This is a genomic window from Cohnella algarum (genome assembly GCF_016937515.1).
GTDB classification, from domain to species: Bacteria; Bacillota; Bacilli; order Paenibacillales; family Paenibacillaceae; genus Cohnella; species Cohnella algarum.
Map to the genome: position 1 here is coordinate 1 of NZ_JAFHKM010000002.1, position 14,884 is coordinate 14,884.

A 14,884-nucleotide genomic window follows, 5' to 3' on the forward strand; every position below is an offset into this window, starting at 1 on the left:
GGTGCGCTTCTTGCGCGCAATCCGCCTGCGCCAGGCTGCATGTAGCGCACCGGCGCTTCTTGCGCGCAATCCGCCTGCGCCAGGCTACATGTAGCGCACCGGGGGCGCTTCTTGCGCGCAATCCGCCTGCGCCAGGCTTCATGTAGCGCACCGGGGGCTTCTTGCGCGCAATCCGCCCGCGCCAAAGCGCCCCGAGAAGCCTCTTCTCGGGCATTCCAACGAACCGATCCGATCGAAAGGCTCGAACCGTCCCTTATGTCGGCTACCGCAGCACGATGGACGTGCGGCTGTGTCCTTCTTTCGTCTTTTTGACCTCCAAAATGGCCGGAAACGCCATCTTCAGCTCCTGAACATGCGAAATGACGCCGATCATCCGGCCGGACCGCTGCAGATCGACGAGCGCGGCGATCGCCTTGTGCAGCGATTCCTCGTCGAGCGAGCCGAAGCCCTCGTCGATAAACATCATTTCGATCGAAACGCCGCCCTGATGGGCCTGGATGACGTCGGCCATTCCGAGCGCCAGCGCAAGCGAGGCGTTGAACTTTTCGCCGCCGGACAGCGATTTGACGTCGCGGTTTTGCCCGGTGTACGCGTCGTAAACGTCAAGCCCCAACCCGCTTTGCTTGCCGCGCGCTTCCAGCCGGTCGCTGCGCTGCAGAACGAACTGGCCGTCGGACAAATGGTGCAGCCTGAGATTGCCCGCCACGAGAATCTGCTCCAAATATTCGATCAAAAATGTACCGCTCGAACGAAAGCTTGAGCGAATTGTCGCCCTTCAGCATCTGGTACAAATCCAGAATCCGCTCCAGCTCGGATTCCGTCGCGGCGTAACGCCCGTTCGCCGCTTCGATCGCGCCACGCAGCCTCGCCGCCGTTTCCGCGTGCCGCTGCGCGGACTGCTGCTCCGCCAGCACGAGCTCCAGCTCCCGCTGCATCGCACCGAGCACTTCCTGCAGCGCTTCCATCCGCGCGCTCCCTGCCCTCAAGCTCCCGCTCCAGCTCTCCCAACTGGGCCGATACCGCCGCCAGCTCCGCCCGGAACGCCTCGGTCGACGCCCGCAGCGACTCGCGATCCTCCCGGCTCATCTTCGCCCTCGCATACTGCTCCGGCGTCGCAAACCCTTCGCGCTGCCGCTCCTCGGCAAACCGCTCCGCCGCCTGGCGGCCTGCGGCCGTCGCCTCCTCGAGCCGCTTCCCAAGCTGCGCGGCGTTCGCCTTCTCCTCGGCCGCCCGGAGCTGCGCCGCGGTCAACCCATCCTGCGCCGCCTTCCACTCCGCCTCGAGCTCGCGCACGCTCTCCCGCTGCTGCCGCAGCCGCGCCTCGAACCGCTCCGGCGAGCGCAGCTCCTCCGGAATCCGCTCCAGCTCGAGCTCCAGCACGGACTGCTTGGCGGTCCGCTCCACCGTAAGCGCCTGCGCGCGCGCCGCCGCGGCGTCCTTCTCCGCTTGGGCGGCCGCCAAGCGGTCGTCCAGCTTCGCCGCGCTCTCGCGCAGCGCCGACAGCTTCGCGCCTTGCTCCTGCAGGCGCTCGATTTCCGCTTTGAGCGCAAGCCCCTCCCGCTCAGTGTCGGCCAACTGGCGGGCGAACCCCGACGGAACGATGCCGAACTCCTCGATGGACGGCATCCGCTCTCCCCAGCCGTCGCGGGCCGCCGCCGCTTGCGCCTTGGCCGTGCCAAGCTCCTGCTCTACGGCGCGAAGCGTTTCCTTCGCCTGCCGAAGCTCTTCGCGGGTCGGCATCGAGGCTGGCGCCGCCGCCTTCGCCGGATGCTCCGGGCTGCCGCATACCGGGCAAGGCTCCCCGTCGTGCAGTGCGCCGCCAGCAGTCCGGCCTGCCCTTCCAGCCACAGCGTCTCCAGCCGCTTGACCCGCTCGCCGCACTCCCGCGCGCCCGCTCCCGGTCCGCTTCCGCCTTGCGCGCGGCCTCGATCCGCTCGGCCAGATCCGCAAGCTCCTTCAGCAGCTTGAACTTCTGGCGGGTGCGGTCCCGCTCTTCCAGCTTCCCCGGCAGCGCGTCCAGCCCCGCCTCGAGCGACCGGATCTCGCCCGCGAGCGCCGCCTTCTCCTGCCGCATGTCCGCCAATTGGCGGTCGACCGTTTCGACGGCGGCTTTCACGCGGTTTTCCTCCGCGGCCAGCCGCGCGACCTCCCGGCGGCGGCCTCCAGCGTCCGGACGGCCGGCTCCAGCGTTTCCAGCCGCTGCAGCGCTTGCTGCGCCTCGGTCGAACCGTCTCCCGGGCCTGCTCCCGGCGTGCCGCTCCGAGGCGGCAACGAGCGCCTGCTCCACGCGGGCAGCTCGGCCGTTTGCCGCTCAGCGCCGCCTGCCTCGCGGCGATTTCGCGTTCCGCCCGCTCCGCCTGCTCCTCGTCGTACGCGGCGATCCGCCCGGCTTTTTCCGCCTCCGCCAGCTTTCGTTCCCTCTCCTCCATGACCGGCTTGTCGAGGTTCAACTGCGCGAATCGCGCGCGCCTGGCTTCAAGCTCCGCCAGCTTCTCGTTCAGCGCCATCGCCTCGCGCACCCGCTTCTCCTGCTCCGCCCGCTCCGCTTGCAGCTTATCTTTCCGCAGCCGGATGCTTTCCGCCAGCTCCGCATAATGCAGCCGCTCGGCTTCCAGCCCTTCCGTCACCTGGATCGGGCTGTACGCCTCTTGCCGCAAGCGGCGCCCAGCGCCCCTTCCTCGCGGACCGGGAGCACGTCCCGCACCTGGGCCATCGCGTATTCGAGCCGCTCCTTGGCCGAGCGCAGCTCCTCCTTCAAATCCCGCTGCTTCCGGTAAAACCGCTCCTCGACTTTCTGATAGAGTCCCGTCCGGAAAATCCGCCGCATAATGTCTTCCTTGTTGTCCGTATCCGAAGTCAGCAGCTTGCGGAACTCGCCCTGCGGCAGCATGACGATCTGGCTGAACTGGTCTTTCGTCAAGCCGATGAGCGATTCCAGCCGGGCGTTCACCTCGGATAGCGTAAAGCGGTCCAGCAGCGGGACTTCCGTCCCCGAAGTCGTCTCGAACAGCTCCGCGCGGCCGGGGTTTCGCTCTTGTTGCCCGCCTTGCGAAACGGCATCTGGCGGAACACGCGGTACGTGCGGCTGCCGATGCCGAACGCGAAATCGACGGACGTGAACGTATTGTCGTCGGCAAAATGGCTGCGCAAAAGCCGGATTTCCGAACGGTCCTCCCCTCGCGCACCCGTACAGCGCAAAGCAGACCGCATCGAAAATCGTCGTTTTCCCGGCGCCGGTATTGCCCGAAATGACGAACAGGCGGCGGTCCTCCAGCAGGCTGAAATCGATCGTTTCCGCATCGCGGTACGGACCGAAGGCCGTCAACGTAAGCCGGATCGGCTTCATGCGGATTCCCCCTCTTCCTCGCGGGCGACCTCGAGCAGCGTTTCGGCGAACAGCCGTTTTTTGTCCTCTGCGAGCGGCATCCCCTTCACTTCCCGGTAAAAAGCCGCGAACAGCTCGACCGATCGGACTTGCTCCGCGCGGTCCGGCGCCGGCGGCGCTTCCTTCGTCGGCGGATCGGCGGGCCCGCCGGGCCGGCCGCCGGCGCTCGACATGCCAGCGCGTTCGGGTAGACGGTTCTTACTTTTTCCATCGGTACAGGACCGGATTTTCGTTCAGCAGCGTTGCGAATATGTAATCGTCCGAAGGCTCGTGCCGATCAAGTCCTCGATCGCGGCGCTTACGCTGCGCATGTTGCGGAGCGGCGCGAGCTTTCTTTTTTCCACGGTTAGGCCCTTGCCCATCCAGCTCGACGATATAAAGCCTTTGTTGTGCCGTTCCTCGGAGATGAATATTTGAGCGGCGACCCGGCGTAGCGAATCGTTCGTTGGCGACGTAGTGCGCTTCGTGCAGGTGGCGAGGGCGTATAATGAACTTTTAAAAGCTCCGACCGACGTACTCCGTCCCCCGATCGCCAGCGGCCGTTCCGACTCGCTCGTATTCGGCCTCGCCTCCCCGCCGGGCGTGACGAACGGTGTCGACGAGCACGTGCCGCGCCTTCGGGTCCATTTTCGCCTCGATCCGGCCACCACCGCTCGCATCGCGTGTCGCAGGAGCGCACGCTTTCGTCGCCCCACCGCTGCCGCACGACGGACGGATCGGCAAACGGCACGAGATGAAAATGCACCTCTCCGTCGCGTCGCGCAGGACGACCGGCTTCTGCTCCGGCCTCAGCTGCCGGCAATGCAGCCCCCTCTCCTCCATAATCCGGGTGCCGAAGTTCAGCCGGTCCGGGCTGTCGTGATTGCCCGCGATCGCGAGCACCGGCGTTTCAAGCTCCAACACCAGCGTCCGCAGCAGCTCGTCCAGCAGCTCGACCGCCTCCGTCGGCGGGACCCGCCGGTCGTACAGGTCGCCCGCAATGACGACGCGTCCGGCCGCTCGCTTCGCACCGTCTCGACCATCTGCCGCAGCGCGTGCCGCTGTCCTCCGTCATATAAACGCCCTGCACCAGCTTGCCTAAATGCCAGTCGGCCGTGTGGATGAATTTCATATTGGAATGCGCACCTCTTTCCCGTTCTATTCTCTTCTTTTAAAAGTTTATAGAAACGGCGGGGTTTGTTCAATGGAAAAGAAAGCGATCGGAACGATTGCCCGACGCGATGCCTAGAGCGAAGCCGAGTCCCCTTTCCGCCCGGAGTCGCTCCATTCCCGGGCATGTCGGACGTTTCGATCCTCCGGAAGCCCTCCGTTGCCAGCAAGGTGTCGAAAGCTTCCCTTATTCTTTTCGGATCGGCTTTATGGAATTGGATTTTTAGGACATGTACCGTCTCCGAGGCGTTTTTGCCGGATTCCGTTTCGAATGCCATGCTCCGGATGTTCAAGCCCCGGCTTCCAAAATGTCCGTAATTTTCGCGATCAACCCCGGGACGCCGACGACCTTGATTTTGATCTGGTCGTTCGTCCGTTTGCCGAGCATTCGGTTCTCCACTTTATCGAGCAAATACAAACTGACGATAACGAGAACGGTCGTCAGAACCGCGCCGTAATAAAAGCCCGCTCCGGCGCATAGCCAATGGCCGCCACGACCCACAGCGAAGCCGCCGTCGTCAGGCCGGATATGCTCAAGCCCGTTCGGATGATCGCCCCGGCGCCGAGAAAGCCGACTCCCGACACGACCTGTGCCGCCAGCCGGGCCGGGTCCATGCGAACGTTGTACGCATTCGCGAATTCGCCAAACCCGTAAATCGACAAAAGCATGATCGCGGCCGAGCCCACGCAGACCAAAATGTGGGTGCGAAAACCGGCGGCGTGATTTTTCCATTCCCGTTCAATGCCGACGAGCCCGCCAAGCACGAGTGCCGCGAACAATCGAAGCGTCAGGTCGAGATAGGAAAGTTCCCAAATATCCGTTTCGATCAGTCGCAAATCCGCTTCCCCTTATCGGTTTGTCGTTGAACCCTTCGATACGAAAACATATACCCGGTCAACTTCCGCTTCAATCGGAAACGCCGTATCACGCTCCGGATTTGCGCCCCTTCGCCGTCGCCGGACCGAAGCTTGCCGTGTGTCGGATCCGGGTTTACAATCGAATCAATTAGCCATTGCGAAGGAGCCGCAAATGAAAATTCCCGTCACCGTCCGGCAAATGGCCGTGCTGGAATGCTTTTCTTCGGAAAGCCGCGTCCGCATCATCGAGCTTTTGAACAGGAAGCCGATGAACGTCAAGGAATTGGCGGAAGCGCTCGGCGTCTCGTCCGCGATCGTTACGAAGCACGTCCAGAAATTGGAGGAAGCCGGCATCATCCGCACCGAAAGCCTGTCCGGCGCAAGAGCCGGCAGAAGGTGTGCCATCTCCGGCTCGATTCGATTACCCTGCTGCTGAAAACGCCGGAAGAAGGCAGCTCGGACCGCTACGCCGCGTCGATCCCGGTCGGCCATTATACCGCGTACGAAGCCAAGCCGACGTGCGGCCTGGCTTCGAGGACGAAAATCATCGGCATGCTGGACGACCCCGCTATTTTTCCGATCCCGAGCATGTCGAGGCCGCGCATCTGTGGCTGGGCAGCGGATTCGTCGAATACCGCATTCCGAACTACTTGCTGTCCGGCCAGCGGGCTTTGGGCGTCACCGTCACGCTGGAGCTGTGTTCCGAAGCGCCGGGCTATAACGTAAATTGGCCTTCGGACATCTACTTTTACTTGAACGACATTCCGCTTGGCTTCTGGACGTGCCCGGGCGATTTCGGCGGCGCGCCGGGCGCGCATACGCCCGCCTGGTGGAAGTACGGCACGACGCACGGCCTGTTGAAGTCGATCCGGCTGCAGCACGACGGCTGCTTCATCGACGGCGTCCGCATGTCGCCGGTCACTCTCGGCGAGGTGCCGATCGTCTACGGCGAAGAGCTTCGCTTCCGCATCGCCGCGCCGGAATCGGCAAGGCATGCCGGCGGCCTGAGCCTGTTCGGCAAGGGCTTCGGCAATTACGACCGGGATATCGAAGTAACGGTCGAATACGAGTGATCGTCCGGGACGCAATGAGGCTCAGTCGGCCCCCGCGTCCCGCGCTCTCTTTTCTCCTTCGGGCAATCGAGGCGGATACCAGCCTTCCGGGGCCGTTAATTTTGTTTTGGCCTGACTTTGAGAAAGGATTGGACGATTAACGGCCCTCTAAGCCCGTTTTCCAAACCAAAATTACCTATTCCAACAACATCGCATGATCCGCCATCCCCCATTCCCCGTCCCCATCCCGCCCAAAAGCTTCATGCCCCTCCACCATACGCCCTTCGCTGCTATTCCTCCCTTTGTTATTCCGCTCTCTGCTATTCCGCCCTCCGCCATTCGCCATTCCCTCTGCCAACCTCCGCCATTCACGAATACGCTTGACTCGTCTCAGCATTCCCGGAAGCGGACCCGGATCATATGCCCGGGAGATTGTTCCTGAGTGAAAGGGATACCGGAAACAGGCTCATTTCAACAGAACAAGATCGCATCATTTGGTTAATCATTATGTTAACTTTAAATTTATAATGTTTCGAGACAAAAGCTTGACATGACCTTATTTATAGGTTTATAAAAAGAAGTGAAATTGTTAATTCATTCCCTATTTAATTAATTTTAAATTAACTAAAATGGAGGTTTTCCCATGTCCGCCGACATCGGCACGCCGCGCCTGAGCACCCGAGACCGCAATTCGTAAGGGAACGATGGCTTAATTTGAATGGGGAATGGCAGTTCGAATTCGACTTTTCCCGAAGCGGCAAGGAGCGGGGGCTGCAAGCTTCCGACGCAACGCTTAAGCAAAAAATCGTCGTCCCTTTCTGCCCCGAAAGCAAACTTTCCGGCATCGGCCATACCGATTTCATTCCCGCGGTGTGGTATAAGCGCAGCTTTACGCTGCCGGGCGGCTGGGAAGGCGGAGAGGTTCTGCTGCATTTCGGAGCGGTGGACTACGAAGCCGAAGTGTGGATCAACGACGTGCCGGTCGGCAAGCATCGCGGCGGCTACGGCTCCTTTTCCTTCCCGATCGGCCGCGCGCTCGTTCCGGGCGAAAACGTGGTGACCGTCTATGCGGAGGACGACGTCCGTTCGGGCTTGCAGCCTCGGGGAAAACAAAGCGGGACATACCATTCGCGGGGCTGCGACTATACCCGGACGACGGGCATTTGGCAAACCGTTTGGCTTGAACATGTGCCGGAAACGCACCTCGTTTCGTTCCGTCTCGTTCCCGATCCCGCAAACGCCCGGCTCCACGTAACGGCAAAAGTGGCCGGACTCTCGGGCGATGTCGCGCTCCGCTGTTCCGCCGAACTCGACGGCAAACCGGCCGGCTCGGAGACCGCGCGGGTCGGCTCCTCTTCCGCGAGCCTGTCGATTCCGCTGACGGAAACGCGCTTGTGGCAGCCGGGAGCCCCCGCTCTCTACGATCTGAAGCTGGAGCTGCTGAAGGACGGCCAGACGGTCGACCGGCCGACTCGTATTTCGGGCTGCGCTCCGTCCGGCTTGACGGGATGAAATTCCGCATCAACGGAAAATCCGTTTTCCAACGGCTTGTGCTCGACCAAGGCTTCTACCCCGACGGCATTTATACCGCGCCGAACGACGAGGCGTTGAAACGCGATATCGAGCTGTCGATGGAGCTCGGTTTTAACGGAGCCCGCCTGCATGAAAAAATATTCGAACCCCGATTCCTGTATTGGGCCGACAAGCTCGGCTATCTCGTGTGGGAGAGCATGCGAATTGGGGTTGGATATTTCGACCGGCGAAGGCTTGATCCGGTTTCTTCCCGAATGGCTGGAAAACGTCGAACGCGATTTCAACCATCCGAGCCTGATCGGCTGGTGCCCGTTTAACGAAACCTGGGATTCGTCCCGCGGCACCCGGCAAAACGACGAGGTGCTCCGCATCGTCTACGAAGCGACGAAAGCCGTCGACCCGACGCGACCGGTCACCGACACGAGCGGGAACTATCACGTTGCGACGGATATTTTCGACGTGCACGATTACGATCAAAACCCGGAGTCGTTCCGCGCCCGGCATCAGCCCTTGGCCGAAGGCGGAGAGCCGTGGGTTTCCTTTCCCGAAAGGCAATCGTACGGAGGGCAGCCCTATTTCGTCAGCGAGTACGGCGGCATTTGGTGGAATCCGGGGCAAACCGACAGCAACGGCTGGGCTACGGGGACCGGCCGCAAAGCGAAGCGGAGTTTCTCGCCCGGTACGAGGGCCTCACGAATGCGTTGCTGGACAACCCGAACATCTTCGGGTTCTGCTATACGCAGCTGTACGATATCGAGCAGGAAGTGAACGGGCTGTACACCTATGACCGGAAGCCGAAGTTTAATCCGGCGCTAATCCGCGCCGTCAACGTCCGCAAGGCGGCCATCGAGGATTAGGCAAAAAGAGGCTGTCCCATAAGTAACCTCTGGAACACCTTTAGCAGCAAAATAGGATGGCACTCGGAATAAACGAAGGAGCTAAGCGGCCTGTTGTCGCTTAGCTCCTTCGTTTTTTGCGTCCACCGCTGCTTTCTTGAGCAGATTGTGGGCAAGCGAAAGCCACCCGACCTCCAGACTTACTTTGGGTAAGCCTCGAAGCAGGAACCGTTTAAAGCCTCGGTTGTTCTTCATATCGCCAAACACAGGTTCCGGCTCGATCATGCGCCTTACGGCCAGGGCATACCCTTCTTCACTGCGGAGCTTTTCCCTGGCCTGGTTCTTTAGCCGCCAATACTTCATGCTCACTTTGATCTCGCGATCACCTTGGGCTTTTGTACACTGCGGCTTTAGCGGACAGTCCTCACAGCCGGCACTTCGGTAATGTCGATATTCGATTTCATACCCACTTTCCGTTTTCTCCTGGCTCACTCGGCGGAAATGGAGCGTTTGTCCGGCCGCACATGTCCATGTATCTTGTTCGCTGTTATAGGTCCAGTTGTCGATCTTGCTGATGTCCTTTTGCCATGCCTTGCTCTTTTCACGGTGATACGTGCTGTACTTCACAATGGCTTCGACTTCATTTTGCTCCAAGTAGTCGTAATTTTCTTCACCGCCATAGCCCGCATCGGCGATAACGGTGTTTGGCAGCTTGCCGAGCTGCGATTTTATCTTCTCCAGATGCGGGATGAGACAGCGCGTATCGGTCGGCCGCTGGTGCAGACTGTAACCGACAATGAATTGATTTTCAGTGCCGATCTGAACATTGTAGCCTGGCTTCAGTTGGCCGTTTCGCATGTGGTCTTCTTTCATCCGCATAAACGTGGCGTCAGGGTCTGTTTTGCTGTAGCTGTTTCTCGTGCCTAAAATCGCTTCCTGCGCCTCATACTTTTGAAGGCGAGGAAGCAAGTCCTTGCGGAGCGTGCGCACTGCCTTCTTCAGCGGCTTGTCCTTTGGTTTCTCCTGCAGACGCTCCTCCAATTGTTTGACGGCTTGCTCCAGCTTTTCACCGGTGATGGAAGAGGACTCGCCCAGCTCGGGAAGATCCTTGCCGTCGTGCGTTCCTTCTTCTTGCTTCTCAGCTTCCTCTATAGTGGCAAATAAGGTCTGCACTTTCTCTTGGAGCTTGGCTTTATGCTTCACGACCGCTTTTCCCCAAACAAAGGTGTACCGGTTGGCATTCGCTTCGATCTTCGTGCCGTCCACAAAGTAATGCTCGAGCTGCACGTAGTTCTCCTCAGCCAGAAACTGAAGAACGGCGGTAAACACCGTCTCCAGAACCGTTTTCATCCGCTCCGAACGAAACCGGTTGATGGTGCGAAAGTCCGGCCGTTGTCTGCCTGCGATCCACATGAACATGATGTTTTCGCGGACAGCTTTGGCGATTTGACGCGAGGAGTAAATGCGCTGCGTGTAGGCGTATATGATGACTTTGGTGAGCATTTTAGGATGGTAGCTGTCTCGTCCGCCTCCAGGGTAAGCCGCGTCGAAGATGGCGTCGTCGAGACGATTGACGGCGGCGTTGACCACGCGAACGAGGTGATTGGCGGGAATGTCCTCTTCTAAATCCATTGGTAAACAGAGTTGATCCATGGTATATTGAATGTACAAAGAAACCGTCTCCTTTGGTTTATGGTTGGGTGGTACCTCCATTTTACCAGAGAGTGGTTTCTTTTTGTTTGACGATTATAAAAAAGAGGGTCGCCCCTCAGTCATTTAGGATGACTTTTGGGACACCCTCTTCCTTCAGGCATATTTCGAGACAGCCGGTATCCGCAGCGCGGTACCGGCCGTTCTCTTTTTTATTGCTTCGACTTCAGCAGCTTGGCCAGCATATGAGCCGCTTCCGCGCGCGTAGCCGTGTCCTGCGGCGCGAAATACGCGCCCGGCCGTCCCGCGATCGGCTTGCCGGAAATGATGCCGGCCCGGCTCATCGCTTGGGCCGCTTCCGAGGCAAACGCGGCGATCGCATCCGCGTCCGCGAAATCGGCCGCTGCCCGTTGTCCGGAAGCGTCCAATTCATGTAACCCGCAAACCGGACAAGCATGGCCGCAAGCTGCTCGCGCGTCACGCCCGCCTTCGGATCGAAGCGCCCGTCGCCGAAGCCGCTCGCGATGCCGTTTTGCGAAGCCCAGGCAACCGCGCCCGCGAAATAGTCGCCGGCCTTCACGTCCGTAAACGAAGCTCCCGCCGTTTGCTCCGTATCCGCTCCCGCCAAACGCGCGAGCAGCAGGGCGACGTCCGCGCGGGTCAGCCCGCCGGCCGGATCGAACCGGCCGTTCCCGATGCCGCCGATGATGTCGCGAGCGGCCAAGTACGTCACGGAATCTTTCGCGAAGCTTGCGCCGATGTCGGAGAACTCAAGCCTGTTGTAGCCGACCGCATAACGGGAAAGGTGCTCCGTTTGGAATACGAGGCGTCCGGAAGATGCGTCGTACATGCCGTCGCGCACGATCGAAACCGCGCCGTCTTCCGAAAGGTAAAGCGCGACGATCGCGTTCGGATCTTCGCCTGCACCCGGGGAATACGGCAAGCCTACGCCGATCGTGCCGCCGCCCAGGTTCGACAGCGTCCGGCCTCCGACGGTCAGCGTCAAGTCGACGACGGAGCGGTTGCCGATCAGCGTTTCCGCGATTTGCCGTCCTGCCGGCGTCAGTTCGCCGAACGACGAGCCGGACGCGACCGTCCCGATCGTCACGACAAGGTCGTCGTCGCCCGCTTCCGCAGCTGCGGCCGCAAACGCGTCCCGGTCCAGCGAAATCGTGCCGAGGTCCGTTTCGAAGACGACCGTGCCGGCGGAGCTGCCCGTTATCGCCGTCAGCGCCGCGGCGGGCACGGTCAGCTCGACTTGCCGAGCCGTTTCCCCGGCCCGCACCCGAATGACAAGCTCCCCGCCCTCGGCGGATTCCAGCGCTTTAATCGCCGCCTCGACCGTCTCTTCCGAAAGAGCTGCCGTCGCCTTGCCTGCCGCATCGGTCTCGACGTTCACGACCGCCACGACTTTGCCGTCTTCAACGGACGGCGTCTCCGTTCCCGGTTGTTCCGTACCGTTGCCCGTTCCCGTGCCCGGAACCGGAACCGGGGCCGGATTGACGGCGTCGGCCGGCGCTACCGTCACCGTCGCCTCCGCCAAGCCGTAGCCGTCGCCGCTGAACGCGGAGATGACGGCGGTTCCGGCAGCGACCGGCGCGACGTTTCCGTTCGCATCGACCGTAGCCACGCCCGGATCGGACGAGCTCCAGGTTACGGCCGCCGCGTCGCCGCCTTCGACCGTCGCCTTAAGCGTTCCCGCCGCTCCGCCGACTTTAAGCGACAAAGCGCTTTGATCCAGCGTCACCTTGGCTGCTTCCACCTGATACACCGCCACCGTGCCGCCGACTTCGTTGGCGACGAGCAGCAGCGGCCGCCCCGTCGGGCTGTCCGCCGCCGGGATGAACTCCAGTCCCTCGGGCCCGAGTCGGTCAAATTGTCTTCCATCGCGAACTCGCGGGTGTTGAAATAATTGACGAACACCGGTGCCGCCGGATCGGTGACATCGTAGGTCATGACGCCGCCGATTCGCTCCAGGCCGACGAAGGCGAGCGCCCGCTTGCCGACTTTTCCGACCGTGACGTATTCCGGCTCCGGCCCTTTTTTCTCGCTTCGGCTGTCCAATGACGTATTGCTGTTGCTGGCGTTAAAATAATCCGGCAGCCGCTCGGCCGTAATTTTTTCGAAATCGTTGCCGCTGTCGTACACCTGCTCCATCGTCTCCGCGTCCCATATCGAGAAGGAACGGCCGCCGAACAAATAAATGCCGTCCGTGCCTTCGTCGGTTTTCGCTTCGACATCGTCATAATCCGACTTGCCGGCCAGGAACAATGCCGCCGCCGACTCCGGATCGAGCGCGGCCTTCAAATCGCCGACGTCGCTGGCGTTTTCCTTGCCCGGCCATTCCGTCGCGTCGCCTTCGTTCGCCGTGAAGAGATACGTTTTCCCGCCGGTCGTGTATTCGGAAATGCCATCCGGCATGTAGACGCCGTAGAACGGAACGTTTTCCAGCTTGATTTCCCCGTCCTTGACCAGGTCTAGCGCATTGCGGGGATCGTTCAGATCCTTGTAGCCCAGCCCTTTGACATACAGCACTTTGGCGCTCGCGATATCGATCGCGGCGATCGCGTTGTTTTCCTGCAGGCTGACGAACGCCGTTTTTTGATCCTCGGAAAGCTCGATGTACTCGGGCTCGAGATCGAATACCGCGTCTTCCTTGCTGCCTTTGCCCATAATGAAGTTCGTTTCCGGATCGGCGGCTCCGCGAATGTGGACGAGATCGTCGATGACCGACGGATCGTCGAATTTGACGCGAACCGTTTCCTTCGCGACCGTGTCGACGATCGTCACGCTGCCTTCCGGATCGCCCGCCTCCGTGCGGGGCTCCCCTTCGTCCGCCGTCAAAATGTACCTGCCGTCGTCGCTGAACTTCACCATATCCGGCTGAACGCCCGTCTCGTACGATTCGAGCGGCTTGCCGTCGTAGTCGAGCACGAGCACCTTGCCGTTTTTCATGGCGTCCGCTTCCTGTACCGCCACGGCGACCCGTTTCGTCGCGGTATTGATATCGACGCTCGTCAAATCCCCGTAAACGAACCCGTCGACTTCCGCCAGCTTTTCGACCAGCACGCTCGTTTCCTTCTCCGGGTTCGCGCCGCCGTTCAGCTTCACGATATCGAGGGTCGCCGGGTCGGCGGAGCCGTTCACCAAATAAAACTTGCCGTTATCGCGATTGTATTTGACGATTTCGGCCAAGCCGCCGTCCTCGCTCGTCACGCCGACGGAATAGCCGCCCAGCTTCGTCATGCCGAGAAGATCGGGCATCGCCAGCGCGGGCGCTTCCTTCACCGCAAGCGTAAACTCGCGAGCAAGTTGCAGCCGCGGCTCCGAGCTGTCGTAAACGGAGACGGAGACCGACGCCGTGCCGGCTTCAAGCGGCGTGCCGGCAATCGTTCCGGAGGCGGCGTCGATGTCCAGTCCGCCGGGCAGGCCGCTCGCTTCGAACGTATACGGAGCCGCGCCGCCGTAAACGGAGAGGGCCGCCGAATACGGCCGGCCGACCGTCGCGTCCGCGAGCGTTTCCGTCGCAAGCCCGAGCGCCGGAGCCTCGGCTCCCCAAGCGCCGTCCGCGCCGCTGCGCGGGCGGTTTTCCGCAAAGGTCGCGTCCCCTTCCTCCTCGTAGCCGATTTGCTCGAAATCCGCCTTGTTGTTGTCCGTGTCGGCAAACGACTCGCGGCGCACCGACTTCTTCTTGGACGTCCCTTCCGCCTTGCCGGTCGGATAGTCCGTTTCGTAGCCGTCGATCGTCAGGCCGTTGTCGTTGCCGGCCGTTCCGATCATGTCGACGTAGCCTTCCGGCTTATCGGCGAACGGATTGACGACGCCGTCCAGCGACGAAGCCCCGCCGCTCATCAGCACGACCTTCATCCCTTTATTGTAAAAAAACGCATCGGACCACGTCTTATCGCCCTTGCCGCGAATATCGCTGACGAACGAATCGTCGGATTGGCCGTCGACGACAAGATAAGACGAACGGGCGCCGATCGTTCCGGTCAGGTCGAGCTTGATCCAGGTGCCGGACGCCATCGTCGGGTCCGCATAATGAAGCGTCCAACCGTTCAGGTCCACGTCATCGTCCGTAGGGTTATAGAGCTCGATGAAGCCGTTGGAGAAGAAACGATCGCTCGCCCCTTCCGCTCCGCCCCCGTACGCCTGATGGATGACGACGTGCGGCACCGCGACGTCGTAGCTGCCGTCCGCCGCATACGGAACGCCGGAAATCGCCCCGGCGGCACCGCCTTCGGCAGCGGAAGCCGGAAGCGCCGCCATGGCCCCGCCCAGCAGCATTTCCGCGGCGAGGAAGAAAGAGAGTACTTTTTTGCTTGTCCGATTCAAGAGTCCAACACTCCTATGCTGAAATGATGTTTTGTCCAGTATAGACGCGTTGTGTGCGCAAACTTGCAACCTTTCGTTAAGGGAAT

12 protein-coding genes and 2 pseudogenes are annotated in these 14,884 nt (G+C 61.0%); 4 read left to right on the forward strand and 10 right to left on the reverse strand.

The features are described from left to right. Positions 1-262 precede the first annotated feature (262 nt). From JW799_RS28110 to JW799_RS00115, 6 genes and pseudogenes are all read right to left on the reverse strand, one after another. Positions 263-733, reverse strand: coding sequence for an SbcC/MukB-like Walker B domain-containing protein (locus JW799_RS28110; RefSeq protein ID WP_240353095.1), 471 nt, complete (start codon positions 731-733; stop codon positions 263-265). After that, positions 730-1,740 (reverse strand): coiled-coil domain-containing protein, encoded by a 1,011-nt coding sequence (locus JW799_RS28115; protein WP_240353096.1) that lies wholly within the window; start codon positions 1,738-1,740, stop codon positions 730-732. The genes JW799_RS28110 and JW799_RS28115 overlap by 4 nt, the downstream gene beginning before the upstream one ends. Further along, positions 1,689-2,657: a hypothetical protein gene (locus tag JW799_RS28120; protein ID WP_240353097.1), complete on the reverse strand. Its 969-nt coding sequence runs from the start codon at positions 2,655-2,657 to the stop codon at positions 1,689-1,691. The genes JW799_RS28115 and JW799_RS28120 overlap by 52 nt, the downstream gene beginning before the upstream one ends. Then, positions 2,624-3,346 carry an AAA family ATPase gene (locus JW799_RS28125; protein ID WP_240353098.1) on the reverse strand — a complete coding sequence of 241 codons (723 nt, stop codon included), beginning with the start codon at positions 3,344-3,346 and terminating at the stop codon, positions 2,624-2,626. The genes JW799_RS28120 and JW799_RS28125 overlap by 34 nt, the downstream gene beginning before the upstream one ends. Beyond that, positions 3,343-4,496: pseudogene (locus tag JW799_RS00110) on the reverse strand (exonuclease SbcCD subunit D). Before JW799_RS00110 ends, JW799_RS28125 begins: the two are co-directional and overlap by 4 nt. 431 nt (positions 4,497-4,927) lie before the next feature. After that, a pseudogene (locus JW799_RS00115) lies at positions 4,928-5,365 on the reverse strand (MgtC/SapB family protein); the annotation flags it as partial. A gap of 199 nt (positions 5,366-5,564) precedes the next feature. Between JW799_RS00115 and JW799_RS28130 the strand changes: the two are divergent. From JW799_RS28130 to JW799_RS28145, 4 genes are all read left to right on the forward strand, one after another. Next, on the forward strand, positions 5,565-5,828 hold the full coding sequence (locus tag JW799_RS28130; RefSeq protein ID WP_240353099.1) for an ArsR/SmtB family transcription factor: 264 nt from the start codon (positions 5,565-5,567) through the stop codon (positions 5,826-5,828). An 82-nt stretch (positions 5,829-5,910) separates the two neighbouring features. Then, positions 5,911-6,465, forward strand: coding sequence for a hypothetical protein (locus tag JW799_RS28135; RefSeq protein ID WP_240353100.1), 555 nt, complete (start codon positions 5,911-5,913; stop codon positions 6,463-6,465). A 693-nt stretch (positions 6,466-7,158) separates the two neighbouring features. After that, positions 7,159-7,956, forward strand: a complete 798-nt coding sequence (locus tag JW799_RS28140; RefSeq protein WP_240353101.1) for a sugar-binding domain-containing protein — start codon at positions 7,159-7,161, stop codon at positions 7,954-7,956. A gap of 225 nt (positions 7,957-8,181) precedes the next feature. After that, the gene (locus JW799_RS28145) at positions 8,182-8,745 is read left to right on the forward strand and encodes a glycoside hydrolase family 2 TIM barrel-domain containing protein (protein ID WP_240353102.1); all 564 of its coding nucleotides are present in this window, start codon (positions 8,182-8,184) and stop codon (positions 8,743-8,745) included. A 170-nt stretch (positions 8,746-8,915) separates the two neighbouring features. On the opposite strand, the gene JW799_RS00130 is transcribed toward JW799_RS28145, so the two are convergent. From JW799_RS00130 to JW799_RS00145, 4 genes are all read right to left on the reverse strand, one after another. Further along, positions 8,916-10,484 carry an IS1182 family transposase gene (locus JW799_RS00130; RefSeq protein WP_205428167.1) on the reverse strand — a complete coding sequence of 523 codons (1,569 nt, stop codon included), beginning with the start codon at positions 10,482-10,484 and terminating at the stop codon, positions 8,916-8,918. Positions 10,485-10,675: 191 nt separating this feature from the next. Next, positions 10,676-10,807 (reverse strand): S-layer homology domain-containing protein, encoded by a 132-nt coding sequence (locus JW799_RS28150; protein ID WP_240353103.1) that lies wholly within the window; start codon positions 10,805-10,807, stop codon positions 10,676-10,678. Then, positions 10,804-12,225, reverse strand: coding sequence for an S-layer homology domain-containing protein (locus tag JW799_RS00140; RefSeq protein WP_205428169.1), 1,422 nt, complete (start codon positions 12,223-12,225; stop codon positions 10,804-10,806). Before JW799_RS00140 ends, JW799_RS28150 begins: the two co-directional genes overlap by 4 nt. Continuing rightward, positions 12,207-14,798 (reverse strand): choice-of-anchor I family protein, encoded by a 2,592-nt coding sequence (locus JW799_RS00145; RefSeq protein WP_205428170.1) that lies wholly within the window; start codon positions 14,796-14,798, stop codon positions 12,207-12,209. The genes JW799_RS00140 and JW799_RS00145 overlap by 19 nt, the downstream gene beginning before the upstream one ends. Between the last annotated feature and the right edge of the window lie 86 nt (positions 14,799-14,884).

Excerpts from the sequence above, each read along its gene's own strand:
- JW799_RS28115 (WP_240353096.1), bottom strand. The coding sequence starts at position 1,740 with ATGCCGACCCGCGAAGAGCTTCGGCAGGCGAAGGAAACGCTTCGCGCC.
- JW799_RS28125 (WP_240353098.1), bottom strand. The coding sequence starts at position 3,346 with ATGAAGCCGATCCGGCTTACGTTGACGGCCTTCGGTCCGTACCGCGAT.
- JW799_RS28130 (WP_240353099.1), top strand. The coding sequence starts at position 5,565 with ATGAAAATTCCCGTCACCGTCCGGCAAATGGCCGTGCTGGAATGCTTT.
- JW799_RS28150 (WP_240353103.1), bottom strand. The coding sequence starts at position 10,807 with ATGAGCCGGGCCGGCATCATTTCCGGCAAGCCGATCGCGGGACGGCCG.